We start from the raw sequence: 16,448 nt of genomic DNA, 5'->3' as shown, positions 1-16,448 counted from the left end.
AAAGCGTAAAACTCAAATATGAATTTTCGTTCATAAATTTTGAGGGTGTTCTATGAAGAGGCTTTTGAGCCTCGTACTGTTAGGGTTAATGCTGGGCTTAATGGTTAGCCCAGCTTTAGCAAGTGCAAAAGAAATGACTTTACCCCTAACAGAACTAATCAGAGACCTCAAATTCGCAATGGAAGAGAGAGAAAAAGCAGTAGTACCAATTCCAGCCAAGGGATACACACCTCTAGCAAGGAGCTATGGAAAATACGCAATTATTCACTATGTCCCAGATGATGACTATAACTATTATCACACAAATTATGTGTCTGGAATATTAGGGAATAAAGGATATTCTGTTATTACTTGGAACGCAGGTAGAGATAAGTGTAGCGATTCAGCGTGTACCAATTATTTCAAACAAGGTTTAAATAGGAACATTAGGGTTATTTACTACTATGGTCACACTGCAGGGAATAAGAAAAAAGGAATTTGGGGGCTTATTTTAGATGATGTGTATGGTGTGAAGCCTGACACATATGCAGGTAATTTTAAAGCAATGGGAGCAAATTTGAATGATGCTTTAGTGTTTGTCCTTGGATGTGATTCATATAAATTAAGGTATGGGATCAAAAAACACTACTCTGTGACCTATGTTGGCACAAAGGATTTGATTGCTTTAAAATATATAAAGCCAAAAGGTAAAAAATTTTGGAGTGAACTTTCAAGAGGGAAAACTGTTAAGCAAGCTGTAGACGCCATTCAACCTCACTGGTGGGAGTGGGGATGTCCAAGGTTTGGTCTTGATGGGAACAAGTCATGGAAGTTATAAATAAGTGGGGGAGATTTATGGAGATTAAAAAGAAGCAACTGATTTTTGCATCTCTTATCTTTATTTTTCTAGTAGTCAGTGCACTCATGTTCATAATTTCACCCCACAAGGACAAACATCCCTATGAAAACCTAAGACCTGCGCTGGCTTTTCCTGATGTTAGAACTCTGGAGATTGTAGATGAAAAAAGCTACACGTTAAATGTCATTGTTTTTAACAAAAACAATGAAACACTTAACTGGATACTCTCCGTAAACCTTCCAAAGGAAATTAAAGGGAATGCCGAAGTATTTTTCATTGATAACAGCTTTATAGTTTTGAGGACATTTTCTATGGCACCAAATGCAACGTTTATTGAAGTAAATTGGAGTAATGAAATAGTCTGTCTGGAAGGAGACACTCTAAAGTTTAACCTTAGTATACCTCCAAAAAGTTATATCATAATTCCGATGAGTGTTGTATTTAAGGAATGGCCAAGTTACCCATTTGGCAAATTGGTTAGTGCAAAGATAACAAAGCTTGATGATTCAAGGTATATACTGGGCTATATGGCTGAAGAAAACTGCACCGTAGAAATCTGGATTCCTAAAAAGGTCGGGTATAGTGAGGAGTACGGAAAGAAAGTGAACGAATACAAGAACAGAATTAAAGAGACCTTTGAAGAGATAAAAAGTGAATACGGCATTTTGATTGTAGGTAAAGAAGTTGAGAGAGCTCTGAGAAGGTTTGAAGGTTATGAGGACATTGAACCTCCAAACGATTACTGTCTAACACAAAAAGCGGAAGGTGAAGAAATTTATTCAAAGGACTGGATGGGTTATTTAGGAGCTTTTGGTTATTACACAAGTGGCGAATACTACGTAAATGTTTTTGAAGATGAAAAAGGTTCCTTATCATTTACAGCAAATGGAACATGTGAACCAAAAGTGATTATAAGATCAACTTTAATCAAAAACACAACATTAGCGAGAATAAATATACACCCAACCAAAAGCATAGTAATAATAACGCAGGAGACTGTAGTTGGATAACAAGTTACCTACCCCAAAGTTCAACCTTTCAAGACGGAGAGGGAGAGAAGTTAGACTGGCCTTCATGAATAAACCATAATCAGTAGCTAGATCCATCAATAGTCAAAACCATGAATTTACCAAAAATCTAAACATCTGAACATTCTGAACATGGGGAAATCATGCTGATAAAAACTTTAGATGGAAAAAAAATTAAAGCTTCTCCTCAAAGAACTACACCCATAGGGTATCATGTTTTGGGATTACTTTCGGAAGGAGAAATAAAAATAGAGAATCCGCTAATCTGCACCGATACACTTGCAACGCTGAACGCTGTGAGAGCATTTGGGGTCAAAAACGATTGGAACTTTGTCGAAAGTTCTGGAGAAGTTAAGCTCGCTAAAATTAGCGCTTTTGAATAAGGAAACGCCCTATGGAGCCCCTGCTCAGAGCTTTGAATAATTTAGATGTAAAAACTCAATCAAATGGATTTTGCCAGTAAGGGTTTGAGGGGGATAAAGAATGATTACGTGGGAGTGATGGAAGCATATTATCGCAGTTCATCACGCCTTGCTTCTCTTAGGAGCTAAAGGTGAGTTAACTGTGGAAGTGCTAAAGCCAGTTTCGTCGGCTATCTTAAGGGCATAGCAAGAAACTCTGGTAAGGGTAAGAAACAAAACTTCATTCTCTCCCACGTGTGGAGGTTTAATTACGTTATTAGACGTTTGATTGATGTGGTTGAGGAGTATGGTATTCAAGTTGTCTTAGTGGATGAGGCTTTCGCTTCTCAAACCTGCCCTCTCTGTGGCCAACGCCACTTGAATGGGAGAATCATGAAGCCCCTCAAACCTCCCCGTCAATGGCGAGGGGTTAAATCGCTGGAACCCTCGCCCTCCAAGGCAGAGAGAAGGTCAGAGTCTCCAGAGCAACTCCAGTAGCTTGTCCTCTCCTCCAGGAAGAACGAGAGGCCTTGAAAGATGCTTTCTCGCGTCTGGAGGAACTTCGTATATTTTCCTCTTCAACCCCCTGGGCCTTTCCACGGCCATTAATATCTTTGGCATCTTATACCCGCACCTCTTGCACTTGAGGTACTCACCTTTGCTCTTCATAGTACCCCCACATTTAGGACATCTTGGCTTCACATACTCTATATTGGGGGCAAGCTTTACTGGATAGAACTTTTCTAAATTGACTGTTAGAACTCCCTCATGCTCCTTCACTCCCCCTGCTATGATGACCTCATCTCCTGGGATTAGCATTCTTACGTATTTTCTGAACTTCTTTGTAGGTTCAAAGGCGGCAACCCTTATTTTCCCCGTTTCATCCTCAACCTCAAAGAAAACGTGCCTTCCCCTCTCCCAGTAGGGGCTTGACACCTTTCCCCTTATGATAACACTATCGTACAGCTTAACGTCCTTAATCTTCTTTGGGACAAGATGATCGTCAGTACTTTGATTTGTCTTGTACAGCTGAACCATCACAACATCTTCCTCAATTAAGACCTCTTCGAATGCCTGAAGAACCCTGCCCCTATCAACCCCTCTAATCCCAACGAGAACGGGATCCTTTCCGTGGGGAGTTATTAAGACACTTCCCTTGTCTCTGTCTACATTATCATATGTGAACGGGTAGAACCTGCTGTCCATTAGAAACACACTTTCCTTCACGATCTTCCTCTCTTTTTCCCTATTTTCAATCTTTCTATATGCCAGCAACTCATAGGTGAACTTTCTAAGCGGGTATCCAATTGCAGCTAGGGCCCCAATTATTCCTCTTCCAAGTTTGAACTTTATAACCTCAGCCTTCACATCTTTTGCAACTCTCTCCGCTTCTTCTATGCTAACATGCTCCCTTAAGGCCTTGATGGAAAATTCTCTGAGCTTTTCTGGTACATCTCCAATGAGGAACGCAATACCGGGATTTGTGTTCTCGTGGGAGAAGTCAGCTAATTCCTTAACCCTCTCAATGACGACCTCTTTGACCTCCTTGAAATCTTCCTCTTCAATGTTAAAAGTTAAGGCCACTGCTCCATTTCCTCTCGTCTTATAAGGAATATTCGGATTAAGACGAATTAATTTTGGGAGATCTAAAGGGTCTCCTAACCTAGAAAGTTCTTTAAAGAGGACTGCGCCTAGATAAGTTGTGCACATGCCGTTTGGTGAGTCAGTATCATCAATCCCTATATGGACAAGCACGTCAATCCTCTTACAGTCTTAATTTATAGTCTTATCTCTCAATGTTTAGTCTTATCAGAACTAGAGATTTTACTACTTCATCAAGAGACTTCACATTGGAAAAGGCTTTCAATTCTTTTTTAGTCTTATTGGACCTCATATTACTATTGCTATTACCAGAATTGCCCCCGTCTTTCAATTCTTTTTTTAGTCTTATTGGAACATGTAGAGCCTGGGATCAACCTTCCGCTTAAAGTCCCCTTTCAATTCTTTTTTAGTCTTATTGGAACACTGGAAGTCAGGAGATATTGCTTCGCTGAATGCAGCTTTCAATTCTTTTTTAGTCTTATTGGAACAGGAGCAATAGGCTGGCTGATTGACAAGATAAAGTTCCTTTCAATTCTTTTTTAGTCTTATTGGAACTCAAGCAGGACGAGGCTGAGAAGGCAGGCGTCATCGGCTTTCAATTCTTTTTTAGTCTTATTGGAACAAATAGAAAGTGGGCAAGAAATAACACTCCCATATACCTTTCAATTCTTTTTTAGTCTTATTGGAACACTAATGATCATCACAAGCGGACCACCATTTAGCCACTTTCAATTCTTTTTTAGTCTTATTGGAACTCTACTTCAAAAAACCCTGTAGCTGGTGCCCTAAGTTCTACATCTTTCAATTCTTTTTTTAGTCTTATTGGAACAAAAATAGCGGCTCTCTCAGAAGAGTTTCAGCCAAACTTTCAATTCTTTTTTTAGTCTTATTGGAACTGGGGGCTTTTTTGGTGTTTTTTGTTTTTACGTTGTTCTTTTGTCTTGTTTTTTATAAGGTTTTTGGCAAGGGGGTTGTTTTTGAGGGGTTTGGAGTCTTCGATAAGCGATAATAAAAAAGCTGTGGGAGGAGAATGAGCCCCTAAAGATGCTTAAAAACTGTTGAAATTGAGTTCATGTGATTTGGTTCCAATGCTCTCAGAAGCCTGTATTCTAATGGAAAAACTCGAAAACTATTAAACCAGGAAAAAGGACAATTTTACTCTCCAACACACGATATTTCAATCATGTATTCATTCTTTCTCAGATTTCGAAAAACTTTCGCAACAACAAACCAACCCAAATATCACACAAAGTCATATAATAACAACCAATTACTAAAAGCCTCCAATCCCCCTCTTGAGAAATTACTTCTGAAATGAAGGGCTTAGAGAAGAGTAAAACCAAAAACAGCCCAAAACACCAAAAATCGAAAAAAATTCGAGAGTGGCCTAAAGATTTATTTTATCGTGCTTCCCTTTATACGCTTGATGTCCGCAGGAAAGTTAACTCATGTTGATGAAAAGGGAGTAAAGATGGTGGAGATAGGACACAAGGACGTTGTATTCAGAAAAGCCGTTGCAAAGGGCAGGATAAGGCTCAGGCCAGAGACAGTTAAGTTGATTAGGGAGGGTAGGATCGAAAAGGGCAACGTTCTTGCGACTTCTCAAATAGCTGGGATTCTTGCGGTGAAAAAGACCTCAGAACTGATACCTCTTTGCCATCCAATCCCTTTAACTGGTGTTGACATTAGCTTCGAATTTGGGGATGACTATATAGAGGTTACATGCGAGGTAAGAGCTTACTATAAGACTGGTGTTGAAATGGAAGCGCTTACAGGAGTTACAGTGGCTCTCTTGACGATATGGGATATGGTGAAGGCTGTGGAAAAGGACGAGAAGGGCCAATATCCCTTTACTAGAATAGAGGATGTGAGAGTTGTTGAAAAGGTGAAGAAGGTTTAAATTTTGCAGTAACCGACTAGATAATATTGGATTATCTTCGTTATAATTGTCCCAGAATACGCTCCAAGCATTGCTCCTATCAGAGTGAACTGGGGATGAATAATTCCAAAGATTGTCCCGAGTCCTATAGCAAGGGCAAGGTCAATCAATATCCCAATAATTTTCCAGGATTTTTTGATGTTTGCCTTTATCAGTCTTATTATTCCCTTCTTGTCTCTTATGAGGTACTCAGGATTCCCAAGTTTTTGAAATCCTCTAGCTAGAAATTTTCTGTTATTTTTCTCAAATATATAGATGTATTCTCCAAAACTTGAAAATAGAAACTGATCGATTAGGCTCTCCAGTTCGTATCCTTCCCCTACAAGTTCTATGATGTAAAAGCCCATGTTTCTTAATGTTTTAATATCCTCAATTTCGCTGTTTTCTCCCTTTATTTTGATTCTTTTCCCCTTAAATTCTGGCTTTAATATTTTCTCTAGCAAACCCACTTTTATCAACTCCTTTGTTATATGGCCTTTGTCATTGCTCCGTCGAATACTATTGTGGATCCGAGCATGTATTCAGCGTTTTCGCTTAGTAAAAAGTCTATGAGTGCACCTAGCTCTTCCCATTTTCCCGTTCTCTTTAGTGGTGTTCTTTCTAGTACCTCTCTCTTCCAGAATTCTTGTGGATCTATTCCTTTCTCTTCTGCGAGCTTTGTTAGGTTTTCTCGTGCTCCGGGAGTGTCAAAGCTTCCGAGCAAAACGGTGTATGCCCTAATTCCTTTCCCCCCATATGTCCTAGAAATACCTTTTGCAAGCTGTATTAGCCCTGCCCTTGCAGTGTCCGCTAGTAACAGTGGGGGCATTGGTTCTCTTACTGATACTGAGCTTAGGTAAATTACTACCCCCTTCATTTTCTTCTCTAGCCATGCCTGGATAAGGAGTGTTGTTAAATATCCCGGAGAAGCTATATGAAGAAGTGCTGCTTCGGCCCAGTCCATGTATCTGGCTTCATGAACCATGCAAGGCTCACATTTAATGTTCGGAGCATTCCATATTAAAGCATCTATTCCGTTCATGGATTCCCAAGCATTTTTGACCAGTAATTCTAGGTCATCCTTAACGAGAACGTCAGCTTTAAAGTAGTCTACCTTTCCAAACCTCTCCAATTCCTGATAAGCCTTTCTTAAATTGTCTATGTTGCTCGATGATATCACAACTCTGTGTCCCCTTTTTAGAAGTTCTCTAGCTAGGTTGAAGCCTATCCCCCTTGATGATGCAGTTATTAAGATGTTCATAACATAGATTTAGGAGTTTTAATTGATTAAAAATGTTCTGGCATGCTGGTATAAGTTTGGTTCCCCATAAATGTCCTCTTGTCTAAAAATATTTTAGAAGCTTAAACTCTGCTCGAATGTTCTTCATCTTTGAAGATATGACAACCTTAAAATTTTTGTGGATATGACAAGTGGCATTGAGGAAGGAAGATAAGTGGAATTATTTATTCACTCTTGGTGATAAACATGAAGTTCTGCACATGTGGTGAGAGGGATAAAACCAAGCCGTTTAAGATCGCGATCATTGGGGCAGGGCCCGCTGGCCTTTCGGCAGCGTGTAACCTAGCCTGTAGGGGGTTTGAAGTTCATGTTTACGACAAAATGCCAGAACCAGGGGGCATGGTTGCGTTTGGGATTCCAGAGTGGAGGATACCAATAAGGAGTGTTAGGGAAGGAGTAAAGGAGATAGAAGAGCTGGGAGTCATATTCCACATGAGAACTAAGGTGGTGTACGACTCTCCAAAGGAGCTGGGGGATGAATGGGCTGAGAGGTTTGTTTCCCTTGAGAAGCTGATGAATGAGTTTGATGCGATCCTAATTGCAACGGGCGCATGGAGGCCAAAGATCTTGAAGATCCCTGGGTATGACTTGGAGGGGGTTAGAGATGCTCTAAGCACCTTGTTCAGGATAAAGCTTGTGAGAATCGGATATCTTCCAAAAAGTGAAATGCCTTCCTTTGAGGGCCAGAGAGTTATAATTGTTGGGGCAGGATATACTGCGGTTGATATGACTAAGGAAGCGATGATGCTCGGTGCCAGGGAAGTTGTGATAGCCTACAGACGTTCCCTTGAACATAGCTATGCAAAGGCTGAAATAAAGAAGCTTATAAAGGAGGGGGCTAAGCTTGTAGAGTATGTGACACCCGAGAAAATAATTGGAGACGAGAGAGTCAGGGAAGTGGAGTTTGCTAGGACTAAGATAGTCAATGGTAGCGTTGTGAAAACTGAGGAGAGAGTAACTCTCCCTGCAGATTCGCTGATATTTGCAATAGGGCAAATACCGACGAACCCCATTAGGGAGATAACATGTGCAAATGAGGAGATTCTTAGGGACTCTGGTATATTCTTTGCTGGTGATGTAATCAGTCCAAGGAACATAGGAACGGCAATACTTGAAGGAAGGAGGGTTGCAAGGGCTATAGAGGAGTGGCTGATGACTCACGCTCCGAGAAGATTGTTGCCTCCAACACTTGCGGGGAGATTAATAGCTGAAGTCATTGAGGGGAAATGCTAACTTTATAAACTTTTTTGTCAAACTATCAATCGATGGAGTTAGCGGCCATAGTTGAGAAAATACTTAATAGAATTGGATTTAGAACCGCTAGGTTCACGTTTAGGGGAGGGTGTTTTGACTTAGTCGCTACTAGGCAACTACTTCTACTCTTCATAAAAACCCTGACAAACATTGATAAATTTACTGAGGATCAGGCAGAGGATTTAAAGAAGTTAGCTAAACTGTTCCAGGCTTCTCCCCTTCTAGTTGGCCTTAGAACGAAGAACATAGAGCTTGAAGATGGTGTCGTTTATGAGAGGTTCGGCATTTATGCGATAACTCCGGGAACGTTATACTCTCTATTTGCTGAAGGGGAACCTCCGATGATCGTTGCGGAGAGGGGAGGCTTTTACGTTAAAATAGATGGGGAAAAACTTAAGGAGCTCAGGGAGAAATACGGATATACCTTAGCTGAGCTTGCCAGTTATGTGGGCGTTTCTAGAAAGAGCCTCCAAAGGTACGAGAAGGGGGAGGCTCTCGTAAGCTTGGATGTTGCGATAAGGCTTGAGGAGATATTCGATGAACCCATAGCAAAGCCTGTTGATATCTTAAGGGCTAAGCTGGAAGGCGTTGAACTTACCTCGCAACCTGAGAATGAGCTTGAGAAGGAGGTTTTTGAGAGGCTACATAGGATAGGTATGAATGTTGTGAAGATAAAGAGGGCCCCATTCAACGCTGTTGGTAAGGAGGAAGAGGAGAAGATTAGGGTTCTAACTGGGATAGATGAGAAGAAAACTGAGACTACGGTTAGAAGGGCTAGAATAGTTGGTCAAATAACGGAGTTCGTTGGCACGGAGGGAATGTTCGTTCTTAAGAAGACAAAGGCTGAAGTAGTTAGCCATGTCCCAATTCTCCCAAAGAAGGTTCTAGAAGAAGTTAGAGATGTTGATGAGCTTATAGAGATCATTAAAGAGCTAAGGAGCTCAAAGTCTCATCACTAAAGTTTGATTTTCTTCCATTTGCCTCTCCTATATACTATCCAAAATAGCCCTGCCGTAATGAAGGTTTCCAGGCTCATTCCTATCCACGCCGCTATCACTCCTAGACCTTTAAACGTAAATCCTGGGAATGTAATTCCGAGAATTGTAAAGCTTGGTATGGAGAACCCAAAGCCAAGGAGGTAGGACGGTATGATTCTGAATAGTAGTTTACTTATTGCCGTCACATATAAGGGGCTTTTTGTATCTCCTGCACCTCTCAGTGCGCCGCTCAGGACAAACGTTATTCCCAATGGAATCTCGCTAATGCCGACTATTATTAGGTATATCGAGGCCAGTCTCTTAACAACTTCATAGTTTGGATCATTTCTTGAGAGAAAGGGGTCGACGAGAATCCCTGGAAATACAACGAGAACAAAGGCCATTGCTGTCATGAAAAGGGTTGTCATCTTTATTGCCTCTTTGACTACCTGTTCTGCCTGTTCTGGCTTTTTAGCACCTAAACTCTGCCCTACAAGGGCTGACGTAGCTATGCTGAATCCGAAGGCTGGCATGTACGCTATACTTTCTATTCTTAACCCTATTTGGTGGGCTGATAGTGCTATTTTTCCGAATCTAGTAACTATGCTCATGTAGAGGAAGTTGTAGAAGCTGAATAACCCTCTTTCAAGCATTGTTGGCGTTCCAACTCTGAGAATCTTTTCAACTATATTCCATCTGATCCTTAGCTCTAGCACTGGCTTTAAGACCAGCCTATGAGCGAGGAAGAGATAGATTCCGACGAGAAACGCCGTTGTTATTCCTATTCCCGAGGCCCATGCTGCCCCAACTGGCCCGAGCTTTGGAAAACCGAGTTTTCCAAATACCAGAAGGTAGTCTAAGACTGCGTTTACGACGTTCATCAATATGTTAAGTTTCATTGGTGTCTTCGTGTCTCCGGCCCCTCTCAGAGAGGCAAAGAACGCAAAGCTGACAAACCTTATTGGATAAAATAGAAACAGAACTTTGAGATATGAATATGCTATCTCAAATACTTCTCCCTTCGCTCCCATTATTCTCAATATCTCATCCCCGAAGAAAATCCCGAAGAGCATTACAGGGATTCCCAGCAGAAACGCTATATACATGCTCTGCTCTGCGACTCTTGAGGCCTCTTCATAGTTTCCTTCTCCAACCCTTCTTGCGACCACTGCTAATGTCCCCGTCGCAACGGCCATCATTATTGGGAACATGAACCAGCTTACCATCCCTCCAAGTCCTACAGCTCCCAAAGCCACGGCGCTTACGTGGCCAACAATCATAGTATCCACTAGGTTGAGGAGTGTTTGGCTTATGTTTCCCATTATTGCTGGCCATGCAAGTTTCCAAAGCCTTTTTCTGATTTCGCTCATTCAAATCACGCTTATAAAATGTATATCTAAGCGGTTCAAATATAGTAGAATTTAAAAACCTTATCACAATTAAAGGTCAAGAGGTCATTACTATGTATGAGGTTAAGAAAAGTCAGGCAGGATATATCTTTGACCTTCCAAGAGAAAGGATAGCATTTTTGTTCAGGCGCGAGGGAGTGTACCTAATGTACCATGATGAAAATATTCTGTGCTATTCTATTAATCCACTTAATATAGAGATTTCCGAAATAATCGAATTTGAAAGGATGGGGACTCTGCCAGAGATTATAAGGAAAATCAAGAGTGGAGTTTATCCAGAGTCTTGTATTGTTAAGAATCTTCCGCCAATTGATAATACACTCGAGATGTATAATCCTTATCGGAAGTGCGTTGTTAAGTTCACTGGATTTAGGGACACTGTTATTGACTATATTTGGTGTGGAGACTTAGTGTTTGCCGTTGCAAGGTATGTAGATGAACCAGAGAGGGAATGTAGATATATTGGAAAAGGAGACTACAAAGTTGCGGCAGTTTTACTAAAAAGAGGAGGCAAGTGTTTGGATAAGGAATCTTTTACAAGGGAGTTAAAGAAATGTATTGAAAGAAATCCGAAAAAATAGCAAAAACCTTATATCTACTCCAATCCGATGATAGTTTAGCTTTTGTTAAAGTTCCAGGGGCGGAACTAATATGGCAGTGATCGTTGTTACTGGGAGGGGTGGCGCTGGAAAGACTACAACAACTGCAAATTTGAGTACATATTTTGCCCAAGCAGACTATAGAGTTCTTGCCGTGGATGGTGATCTTTATTTGCCAAATCTTGGACTTCATTTCGCTCTCGATAATGTCAAATACACTCTTCACTCAGTTGTAAAAGACCCAAACATGGATCCGGAGTGGGCAATATATAAGCATAAAGAGACAGGAGTTTATGTAATGCCGGGAAGCTCAAGGCTTGAAGACGTTCTAGGGATATCAGGACAAAGACTAAGAGAGATAATTGAGAATCTGAAGTACAAATACCCCCTAATATTTGTTGATTCTCCTACGGGTGTTCCCTTTGATACTCTTCCTGCTTTTGAAGTGTTTGACTACCAGATCATAGTTGTAGAGATCGAGCGATCTCCCATATATTCCTTCGAGACGATGGTGGAAAATGAGGTTTTGAAGCTTAAGGCGTTAGGGGATAGGTTCGGTCTTGAAGTTGGGGTGGTAATAAACAAAGTTAGAGAGGCTTCAGATGTCATAGATAAGATAGTTGAGATAATTGAAACGGAGATTGGTGTTCCTGTATTAGGCGTGATCCCGTTTGATGATGCAGTTCCTGAGTCAGTTAACGCCGGTATTCCAGTTTTAGTTTATAGACCTCACAGCGATGCAGCCATAGCATTTAAGGAGGCTGGCCAACTAACGGAGGAATGGATATTTGGCTCTTCTACTCAAACTTGAGGTGATTTGGGATGAACGTTGAAGAAATCATTGAGAAGGTTGCTAGGGGAGAGATTAAGTTACACCAAGTTGAGAACTTTGTTAATGGGGATAAGAGGCTTGCAACTGAAATAAGGCGAAAAGCCTTAGAAAGAAAGCTTGGTATAAAGCTTGAACATATAGGTCATTACAGCATTGATCCTAACCAGCTTATTGGTAGGAACATAGAGAACATGATAGGTGTTGTCCAGATTCCAATGGGGGTTGCGGGACCTCTAAGGATAAATGGTGAGTATGCGAAGGGTGAGTTTTATATTCCCTTGGCCACCACTGAAGGAGCGTTGGTTGCCTCAGTCAATAGGGGATGTTCAGCTCTGACTGAGGCTGGTGGGGTTGTAACAACGCTCTTAGATGACAAAATGACTAGGGCTCCTTTAATTAAGTGCCCCAATGCTAGAAGGGCTAGAGAAGTTGCAGAGTGGGTTAAGAAAAACATAGACTACCTCCAGGAGAAAGCCGTTAGTAAGGTAACTCGACATGGCAAGCTTAGAGGAGTCAAACCCTTTATAGTGGGAAGGAACCTTTTCCTTAGGTTTGAGTTCGAGACTGGGGATGCCATGGGAATGAACATGGTGACGATAGCGAGTGAAGAGATAATGAAAGTCATAGAGGAAGAGTTTCCAGATGTTAAATATCTAGCTCTCTCCGGTAATCTTTGTGTGGATAAGAAACCAAATGCTGTAAACTTTATTCTCGGAAGAGGAAAGACGGTCATAGCAGAGGCCGTTGTACCCAGGAAAATCGTTGAGAAGAAATTAAAGACGACACCAGAGCTTATAGCGGAAGTAAATTACCTTAAGAATCTCGTTGGCTCGGCTCAAGCTGGAAGTTATGGCTTCAACGCCCACTTTGGAAATATCGTTGGAGCAATATTCTTAGCAACTGGTCAGGATGAGGCTCAAATTACTGAGGGTTCTCATGGAATCACCCTGGCAGAGGTTACTCCCGAAGGTGATTTGTACATCAGCATAACCATGCCAAGTCTTGAAATAGGGACAGTTGGTGGAGGAACGAGGGTTCCAACCCAGAGAGAGGCCCTGGAGATAATGGGCGTAGCTGGAGGAGGAGATCCCCCCGGGGTTAACGCGAAGAAATTTGCCGAGATAGTTGCTGGAGCTGTTTTAGCTGGGGAACTCTCATTACTAGCTGCAATAGCGGCGAAACACTTGGCTAGGGCTCATAAAATGCTAGGTAGATAGTTCTTTCTTTGTTATATTTCCTCTCCTTACTCTCGTTACTTCTTCTTTTGAAAGCCTCGCCCTTCAGAGCGGGAGAGATCCGCTGGGAAAGTAAGGTTTTTAAGGCAACAACTTTTAATAACCAATAGGTAGAAAAACCGCTGGAGGTGATGAAATGGCTGTTATAGAGGAGCTTCCAGCGGTTAAGTTCGAAAGAGTTGGAATGCACTCCCACATAAAGGGTCTTGGCCTAGATGAGAATGGGAAAGCCAAGTTCATAGGAGATGGAATGGTTGGGCAGGTAAAGGCTAGAGAGGCCGCTGGAATAGCTGTTAAACTTATAAAGCAGGGAAAACTCGCTGGAAAGGGAATTCTGCTGGTTGGGCCGACAGGAAGTGGTAAAACCGCAATAGCTATGGGAATCGCAAAAGAACTTGGAGAAGATGTTCCATTTGTTCAAATAAGCGGAAGCGAAATATATTCCGCTGAGATGAAGAAAACCGAATTTCTAAAGCAAGCCCTGAGAAGGGCTATAGGTGTTAGAATAAGTGAAGAAAGGAAAGTGTACGAGGGAATGGTAGAGAAAATGGAAGTCAGAAAGACAAGGCACCCATTCAATCCATACATAGAGATCCCGGAGAGCGTTATAATAACTCTCAAGACTAAGGATGATAAGAAGACAATAAGGGCTGGAAGGGAAATAGCTTACCAGTTGCTGGAGCTCGGAATTGAAGAGGGGGATGTTATTCAGATAGACGCTGAGACAGGTAGAGTTTCGAGGGTTGGGACGACAAAGGAAGAAGAGGGATTATTCTTCAGGAGAAAGGTTGAGCTCCCGACTGGCCCTGTGCTGAAGATAAAGGAGTTTACGTACACAGTTACATTACACGATCTTGACATTGTAAATGCTAGGGCTGGAGGAATATTTAGCCTAATATTTGGAGGAGGAATGGAGATAAATGACGAGATAAGGGAAAGGGTAGATCAAACTGTCAAACAGTGGATAGAGGAAGGTAAAGCTACACTTGTTCCTGGAGTCCTGTTCATAGATGAGTGTCATATGTTAGACATTGAGGCCTTTTCCTTCCTGGCCAGGGCCATGGAGAATGAGCTAGCGCCGATCCTAATTCTTGCAACCAACAGAGGAATGACAAAAATAAGGGGAACTGACATAGAGGCACCTCATGGAATTCCATTGGACATGCTTGACAGATTGCTGATAATAAACACTGAGCCATATAAGAAGGACGAGATAAGGGAGATAGTCAAGATAAGGGCAAGAGAGGAGGGTATAGAACTTAGTGAAGAGGCTCTAGAATACTTGGCCGAGCTTGGTGAGAAAACAAGCTTACGTTACGCTGTCCAGCTCTTGGCTCCTGCCAGTATACTTGCGGGCGGAAAGAGAGTTGAAAAGGAGCATATCGAGAAAGCCAAGGAATACTTTGCTGATGTAAAGAGAAGCATAGCCTTCGTTGAAAAGCTTGAAGGGATGCTTAAGTGATTGCGCATAGGAAATCAAAGAAAACTGAGCCAAGCCAGTGAATTAGAAAGCTCGGTAGAATGCTTTCTTCCTTTAAATCTATTTTTGCGAATATAATTCCCGCTAGAAAGGCATATGGAATTTCTATTGATGGTTTTCCGATATGAATGAGTGTGTAGGGGATATCTTGATAAAGAATTGCAATCCTAGGATTCTTCTTGGCCATAGGGAATAAAAGAAATCCTCTAAAGAAGGCCTCATGTGAGAACATGACAATTCCAAAAACGATCTCTTTCCAAATAAAGTCAAGCCAGTTCGAATATGAGAATCTTGGATAATAGCTTTTCATACTCTCATCTAATAGGCCAATAAAACTTAAAATCGCCGCTATTCCGAGAAGAATAGCAGTTGTTTTCCAACTTTTAGGTTTCTTAATCCCAACGTCTTTTGGGTTTAGACCTAAAGCCAGCACTAGTGTTAACGGAACAAGAAAGTATACAAGAAAAACTAAGCTGGCCCAGGGATAGAAGGGTAAACTTGTTGACATTGGAATGAATGAGAGGGGGAGTAGTATTAATGCAAATAGGAGTTCTCTCCTCATTATTCTAACCTCTAGACTAGGAAGTTTATCACCGCAGGTAGAACGAACGCAGTATATACCCCGTTTAAAGCCATTGCAAGCCCACTAACGGCCCCAGACAACTCATCTTCAAGAATTATCCTAGCCGTTCCAAGACCATGCGAAGAAACTCCAGTTGCAAGCCCTCTGGCTACTCTGTCTTTTATTCCAAACAGGTTGAGAAGTTCTGGAGCAAAAGCATTCCCGAGAATTCCAGTAAGTATCACAAGAACTGCTGTTAGAGCGGGAATTCCTCCTATTTTTTCGCTGACACCCATGGCTATTGCAGTTGTTATGCTTTTTGGTGCAAAGCTTCTTTGAAGGATCTCGGGAGCATGAAACGCTTTGAGAATGTAAACTGCAGAAAGAATTGCGACACTTCCACCAACAATGATCCCAATAGCTATCTCTTTGCTGTATTCTTTTATTATTCTAATTTGCTTGTACAAAGGAATCGCCAAGCTAACAACTGCAGGGCCTAAGAGAAAGCTCAAGAATCGAGCGGACTCCATGTATCTCTCATAGCTTATGTCTCCTACCTTAAGAATTATTGAAATTGTGAGAATGGAAAGGAGAACGGGGTTGAGAAGGGGAGTCCTTCTTTTAGAGTATATCCAAGAGAATGTAGAATACAAAGCGAGAGTGAGAAATATTCCAAAGACGTTCATTTTCTGAGCACCTCCACTGTTTTTCCTGTTATAAAAAGTGTTATCAGAAAACTTAGTACTAAAGCAACAGTTATTGGAATCAGGTTCTGTCTTAGTAGGTTTAGGTAGAGAATTATTCCAACTCCGGGGGGAATAAACATCACGCTCATATTCCTAACCAAAAACTCTCCCTCCTTCTCGACGTCTTTCACTTTAACAATTCCTGTGATCAGTGCGAAAGTCAGGAAAAGCATTCCAAGAACGCTTCCGGGTACTGGGACTCCCAAGTTCTCAACTATCTCTCCAAGAAACAAGAATCCAAAGATTATGGCTAGCCCCTTGTACATC

At 41.5% G+C, this 16,448-nt stretch carries 17 protein-coding genes, 1 pseudogene and 1 CRISPR repeat array; of the genes and pseudogenes, 11 read left to right on the top strand and 7 right to left on the bottom strand.

Annotated elements, in window-relative coordinates:
• Positions 1-52: 52 nt before the first annotated feature.
• From PY04_RS09090 to PY04_RS09550, 4 genes and pseudogenes are all read left to right on the top strand, one after another.
• Positions 53-817 (top strand): hypothetical protein, encoded by a 765-nt coding sequence (locus tag PY04_RS09090; RefSeq protein ID WP_014734829.1) that lies wholly within the window; start codon positions 53-55, stop codon positions 815-817.
• Positions 818-834: 17 nt separating this feature from the next.
• Complete coding sequence (locus PY04_RS09085; protein ID WP_014734828.1) at positions 835-1,848, top strand: hypothetical protein; 1,014 nt, start codon at positions 835-837, stop codon at positions 1,846-1,848.
• 161 nt (positions 1,849-2,009) lie between these two features.
• The gene (locus PY04_RS09080) at positions 2,010-2,249 is read left to right on the top strand and encodes a hypothetical protein (RefSeq protein WP_048056152.1); all 240 of its coding nucleotides are present in this window, start codon (positions 2,010-2,012) and stop codon (positions 2,247-2,249) included.
• A gap of 204 nt (positions 2,250-2,453) precedes the next feature.
• A pseudogene (locus tag PY04_RS09550) lies at positions 2,454-2,765 on the top strand (zinc ribbon domain-containing protein); the annotation flags it as partial.
• On the opposite strand, the gene tiaS reads toward PY04_RS09550, so the two are convergent.
• Positions 2,739-4,022, bottom strand: a complete 1,284-nt coding sequence (gene tiaS, locus PY04_RS09075) for a tRNA(Ile2) 2-agmatinylcytidine synthetase TiaS (protein ID WP_014734827.1) — start codon at positions 4,020-4,022, stop codon at positions 2,739-2,741. The pseudogene PY04_RS09550 and the gene tiaS sit on opposite strands and share 27 nt — an antisense overlap.
• Positions 4,023-4,128: 106 nt before the next feature.
• Positions 4,129-4,765: a CRISPR direct-repeat array (repeat unit 30 nt; unit sequence CTTTCAATTCTTTTTTAGTCTTATTGGAAC).
• 530 nt (positions 4,766-5,295) lie between these two features.
• On the opposite strand from tiaS, the gene moaC reads away from it, so the two are divergent.
• Entirely contained in the window at positions 5,296-5,769 is a 474-nt protein-coding gene (gene moaC, locus PY04_RS09070; protein ID WP_048056151.1) for a cyclic pyranopterin monophosphate synthase MoaC, read from the top strand.
• Here the strand turns inward: moaC and PY04_RS09065 are convergent.
• Complete coding sequence (locus PY04_RS09065) at positions 5,766-6,251, bottom strand: hypothetical protein (protein WP_148266030.1); 486 nt, start codon at positions 6,249-6,251, stop codon at positions 5,766-5,768. The two genes, moaC and PY04_RS09065, sit on opposite strands and share 4 nt — an antisense overlap.
• 23 nt (positions 6,252-6,274) lie before the next feature.
• Positions 6,275-7,048 carry an SDR family oxidoreductase gene (locus tag PY04_RS09060; protein ID WP_048056150.1) on the bottom strand — a complete coding sequence of 258 codons (774 nt, stop codon included), beginning with the start codon at positions 7,046-7,048 and terminating at the stop codon, positions 6,275-6,277.
• 225 nt (positions 7,049-7,273) lie between these two features.
• On the opposite strand from PY04_RS09060, the gene PY04_RS09055 reads away from it, so the two are divergent.
• Both PY04_RS09055 and PY04_RS09050 read left to right on the top strand, forming a co-directional pair.
• Entirely contained in the window at positions 7,274-8,320 is a 1,047-nt protein-coding gene (locus tag PY04_RS09055) for an FAD-dependent oxidoreductase (protein ID WP_014734823.1), read from the top strand.
• Between the two features lie 32 nt (positions 8,321-8,352).
• Complete coding sequence (locus PY04_RS09050) at positions 8,353-9,300, top strand: transcriptional regulator (RefSeq protein ID WP_014734822.1); 948 nt, start codon at positions 8,353-8,355, stop codon at positions 9,298-9,300.
• Here the strand turns inward: PY04_RS09050 and PY04_RS09045 are convergent.
• Positions 9,297-10,688 carry an MATE family efflux transporter gene (locus PY04_RS09045; RefSeq protein WP_048056149.1) on the bottom strand — a complete coding sequence of 464 codons (1,392 nt, stop codon included), beginning with the start codon at positions 10,686-10,688 and terminating at the stop codon, positions 9,297-9,299. The two genes, PY04_RS09050 and PY04_RS09045, sit on opposite strands and share 4 nt — an antisense overlap.
• Positions 10,689-10,780: 92 nt before the next feature.
• Here PY04_RS09045 and PY04_RS09040 point away from each other — a divergent pair, with 92 nt between their 5' ends.
• The 4 genes from PY04_RS09040 (at position 10,781) to PY04_RS09025 (ending at position 14,855) form a co-directional block, all read left to right on the top strand.
• A complete protein-coding gene (locus tag PY04_RS09040) occupies positions 10,781-11,308 on the top strand; it encodes a hypothetical protein (RefSeq protein ID WP_048056148.1) in 528 nt (175 codons plus the stop codon).
• 70 nt (positions 11,309-11,378) lie between these two features.
• Positions 11,379-12,137, top strand: a complete 759-nt coding sequence (locus PY04_RS09035) for a MinD/ParA family protein (RefSeq protein WP_048056147.1) — start codon at positions 11,379-11,381, stop codon at positions 12,135-12,137.
• 11 nt (positions 12,138-12,148) lie between these two features.
• Entirely contained in the window at positions 12,149-13,375 is a 1,227-nt protein-coding gene (gene hmgA, locus PY04_RS09030; RefSeq protein WP_014734818.1) for a hydroxymethylglutaryl-CoA reductase (NADPH), read from the top strand.
• A gap of 154 nt (positions 13,376-13,529) precedes the next feature.
• Positions 13,530-14,855 (top strand): RuvB-like helicase, encoded by a 1,326-nt coding sequence (locus PY04_RS09025; RefSeq protein ID WP_048056146.1) that lies wholly within the window; start codon positions 13,530-13,532, stop codon positions 14,853-14,855.
• Here the strand turns inward: PY04_RS09025 and mrtA are convergent.
• Genes mrtA through PY04_RS09010 form a run of 3 tightly spaced genes read right to left on the bottom strand, consistent with a single transcriptional unit; the run spans position 14,848 to position 16,447 of the window.
• A complete protein-coding gene (gene mrtA / locus PY04_RS09020) occupies positions 14,848-15,435 on the bottom strand; it encodes a CPBP family archaeomyxosortase MrtA (RefSeq protein ID WP_014734816.1) in 588 nt (195 codons plus the stop codon). The genes PY04_RS09025 and mrtA overlap by 8 nt on opposite strands.
• An 11-nt stretch (positions 15,436-15,446) precedes the next feature.
• Positions 15,447-16,121, bottom strand: a complete 675-nt coding sequence (locus tag PY04_RS09015; protein ID WP_014734815.1) for a CidB/LrgB family autolysis modulator — start codon at positions 16,119-16,121, stop codon at positions 15,447-15,449.
• Positions 16,118-16,447 carry a CidA/LrgA family protein gene (locus PY04_RS09010; protein WP_014734814.1) on the bottom strand — a complete coding sequence of 110 codons (330 nt, stop codon included), beginning with the start codon at positions 16,445-16,447 and terminating at the stop codon, positions 16,118-16,120. The genes PY04_RS09015 and PY04_RS09010 overlap by 4 nt, the downstream gene beginning before the upstream one ends.
• Position 16,448 lies beyond the last annotated feature (1 nt).

This window comes from Pyrococcus sp. ST04 (genome assembly GCF_000263735.1).
GTDB lineage: Archaea > Methanobacteriota_B > Thermococci > Thermococcales > Thermococcaceae > Pyrococcus.
This window is presented reverse-complemented; position numbering and strand designations above follow the sequence as displayed.

Coding starts and splice junctions, on each gene's coding strand:
- PY04_RS09090 (WP_014734829.1), top strand. CDS start 53: ATGAAGAGGCTTTTGAGCCTCGTACTGTTAGGGTTAATGCTGGGCTTA.
- PY04_RS09085 (WP_014734828.1), top strand. CDS start 835: ATGGAGATTAAAAAGAAGCAACTGATTTTTGCATCTCTTATCTTTATT.
- PY04_RS09080 (WP_048056152.1), top strand. CDS start 2,010: ATGCTGATAAAAACTTTAGATGGAAAAAAAATTAAAGCTTCTCCTCAA.
- moaC (WP_048056151.1), top strand. CDS start 5,296: ATGTCCGCAGGAAAGTTAACTCATGTTGATGAAAAGGGAGTAAAGATG.
- PY04_RS09060 (WP_048056150.1), bottom strand. CDS start 7,048: ATGAACATCTTAATAACTGCATCATCAAGGGGGATAGGCTTCAACCTA.
- PY04_RS09055 (WP_014734823.1), top strand. CDS start 7,274: ATGAAGTTCTGCACATGTGGTGAGAGGGATAAAACCAAGCCGTTTAAG.
- PY04_RS09050 (WP_014734822.1), top strand. CDS start 8,353: ATGGAGTTAGCGGCCATAGTTGAGAAAATACTTAATAGAATTGGATTT.
- PY04_RS09045 (WP_048056149.1), bottom strand. CDS start 10,688: ATGAGCGAAATCAGAAAAAGGCTTTGGAAACTTGCATGGCCAGCAATA.
- PY04_RS09040 (WP_048056148.1), top strand. CDS start 10,781: ATGTATGAGGTTAAGAAAAGTCAGGCAGGATATATCTTTGACCTTCCA.
- PY04_RS09035 (WP_048056147.1), top strand. CDS start 11,379: ATGGCAGTGATCGTTGTTACTGGGAGGGGTGGCGCTGGAAAGACTACA.
- hmgA (WP_014734818.1), top strand. CDS start 12,149: ATGAACGTTGAAGAAATCATTGAGAAGGTTGCTAGGGGAGAGATTAAG.
- PY04_RS09025 (WP_048056146.1), top strand. CDS start 13,530: ATGGCTGTTATAGAGGAGCTTCCAGCGGTTAAGTTCGAAAGAGTTGGA.
- mrtA (WP_014734816.1), bottom strand. CDS start 15,435: ATGAGGAGAGAACTCCTATTTGCATTAATACTACTCCCCCTCTCATTC.
- PY04_RS09015 (WP_014734815.1), bottom strand. CDS start 16,121: ATGAACGTCTTTGGAATATTTCTCACTCTCGCTTTGTATTCTACATTC.
- PY04_RS09010 (WP_014734814.1), bottom strand. CDS start 16,447: ATGTACAAGGGGCTAGCCATAATCTTTGGATTCTTGTTTCTTGGAGAG.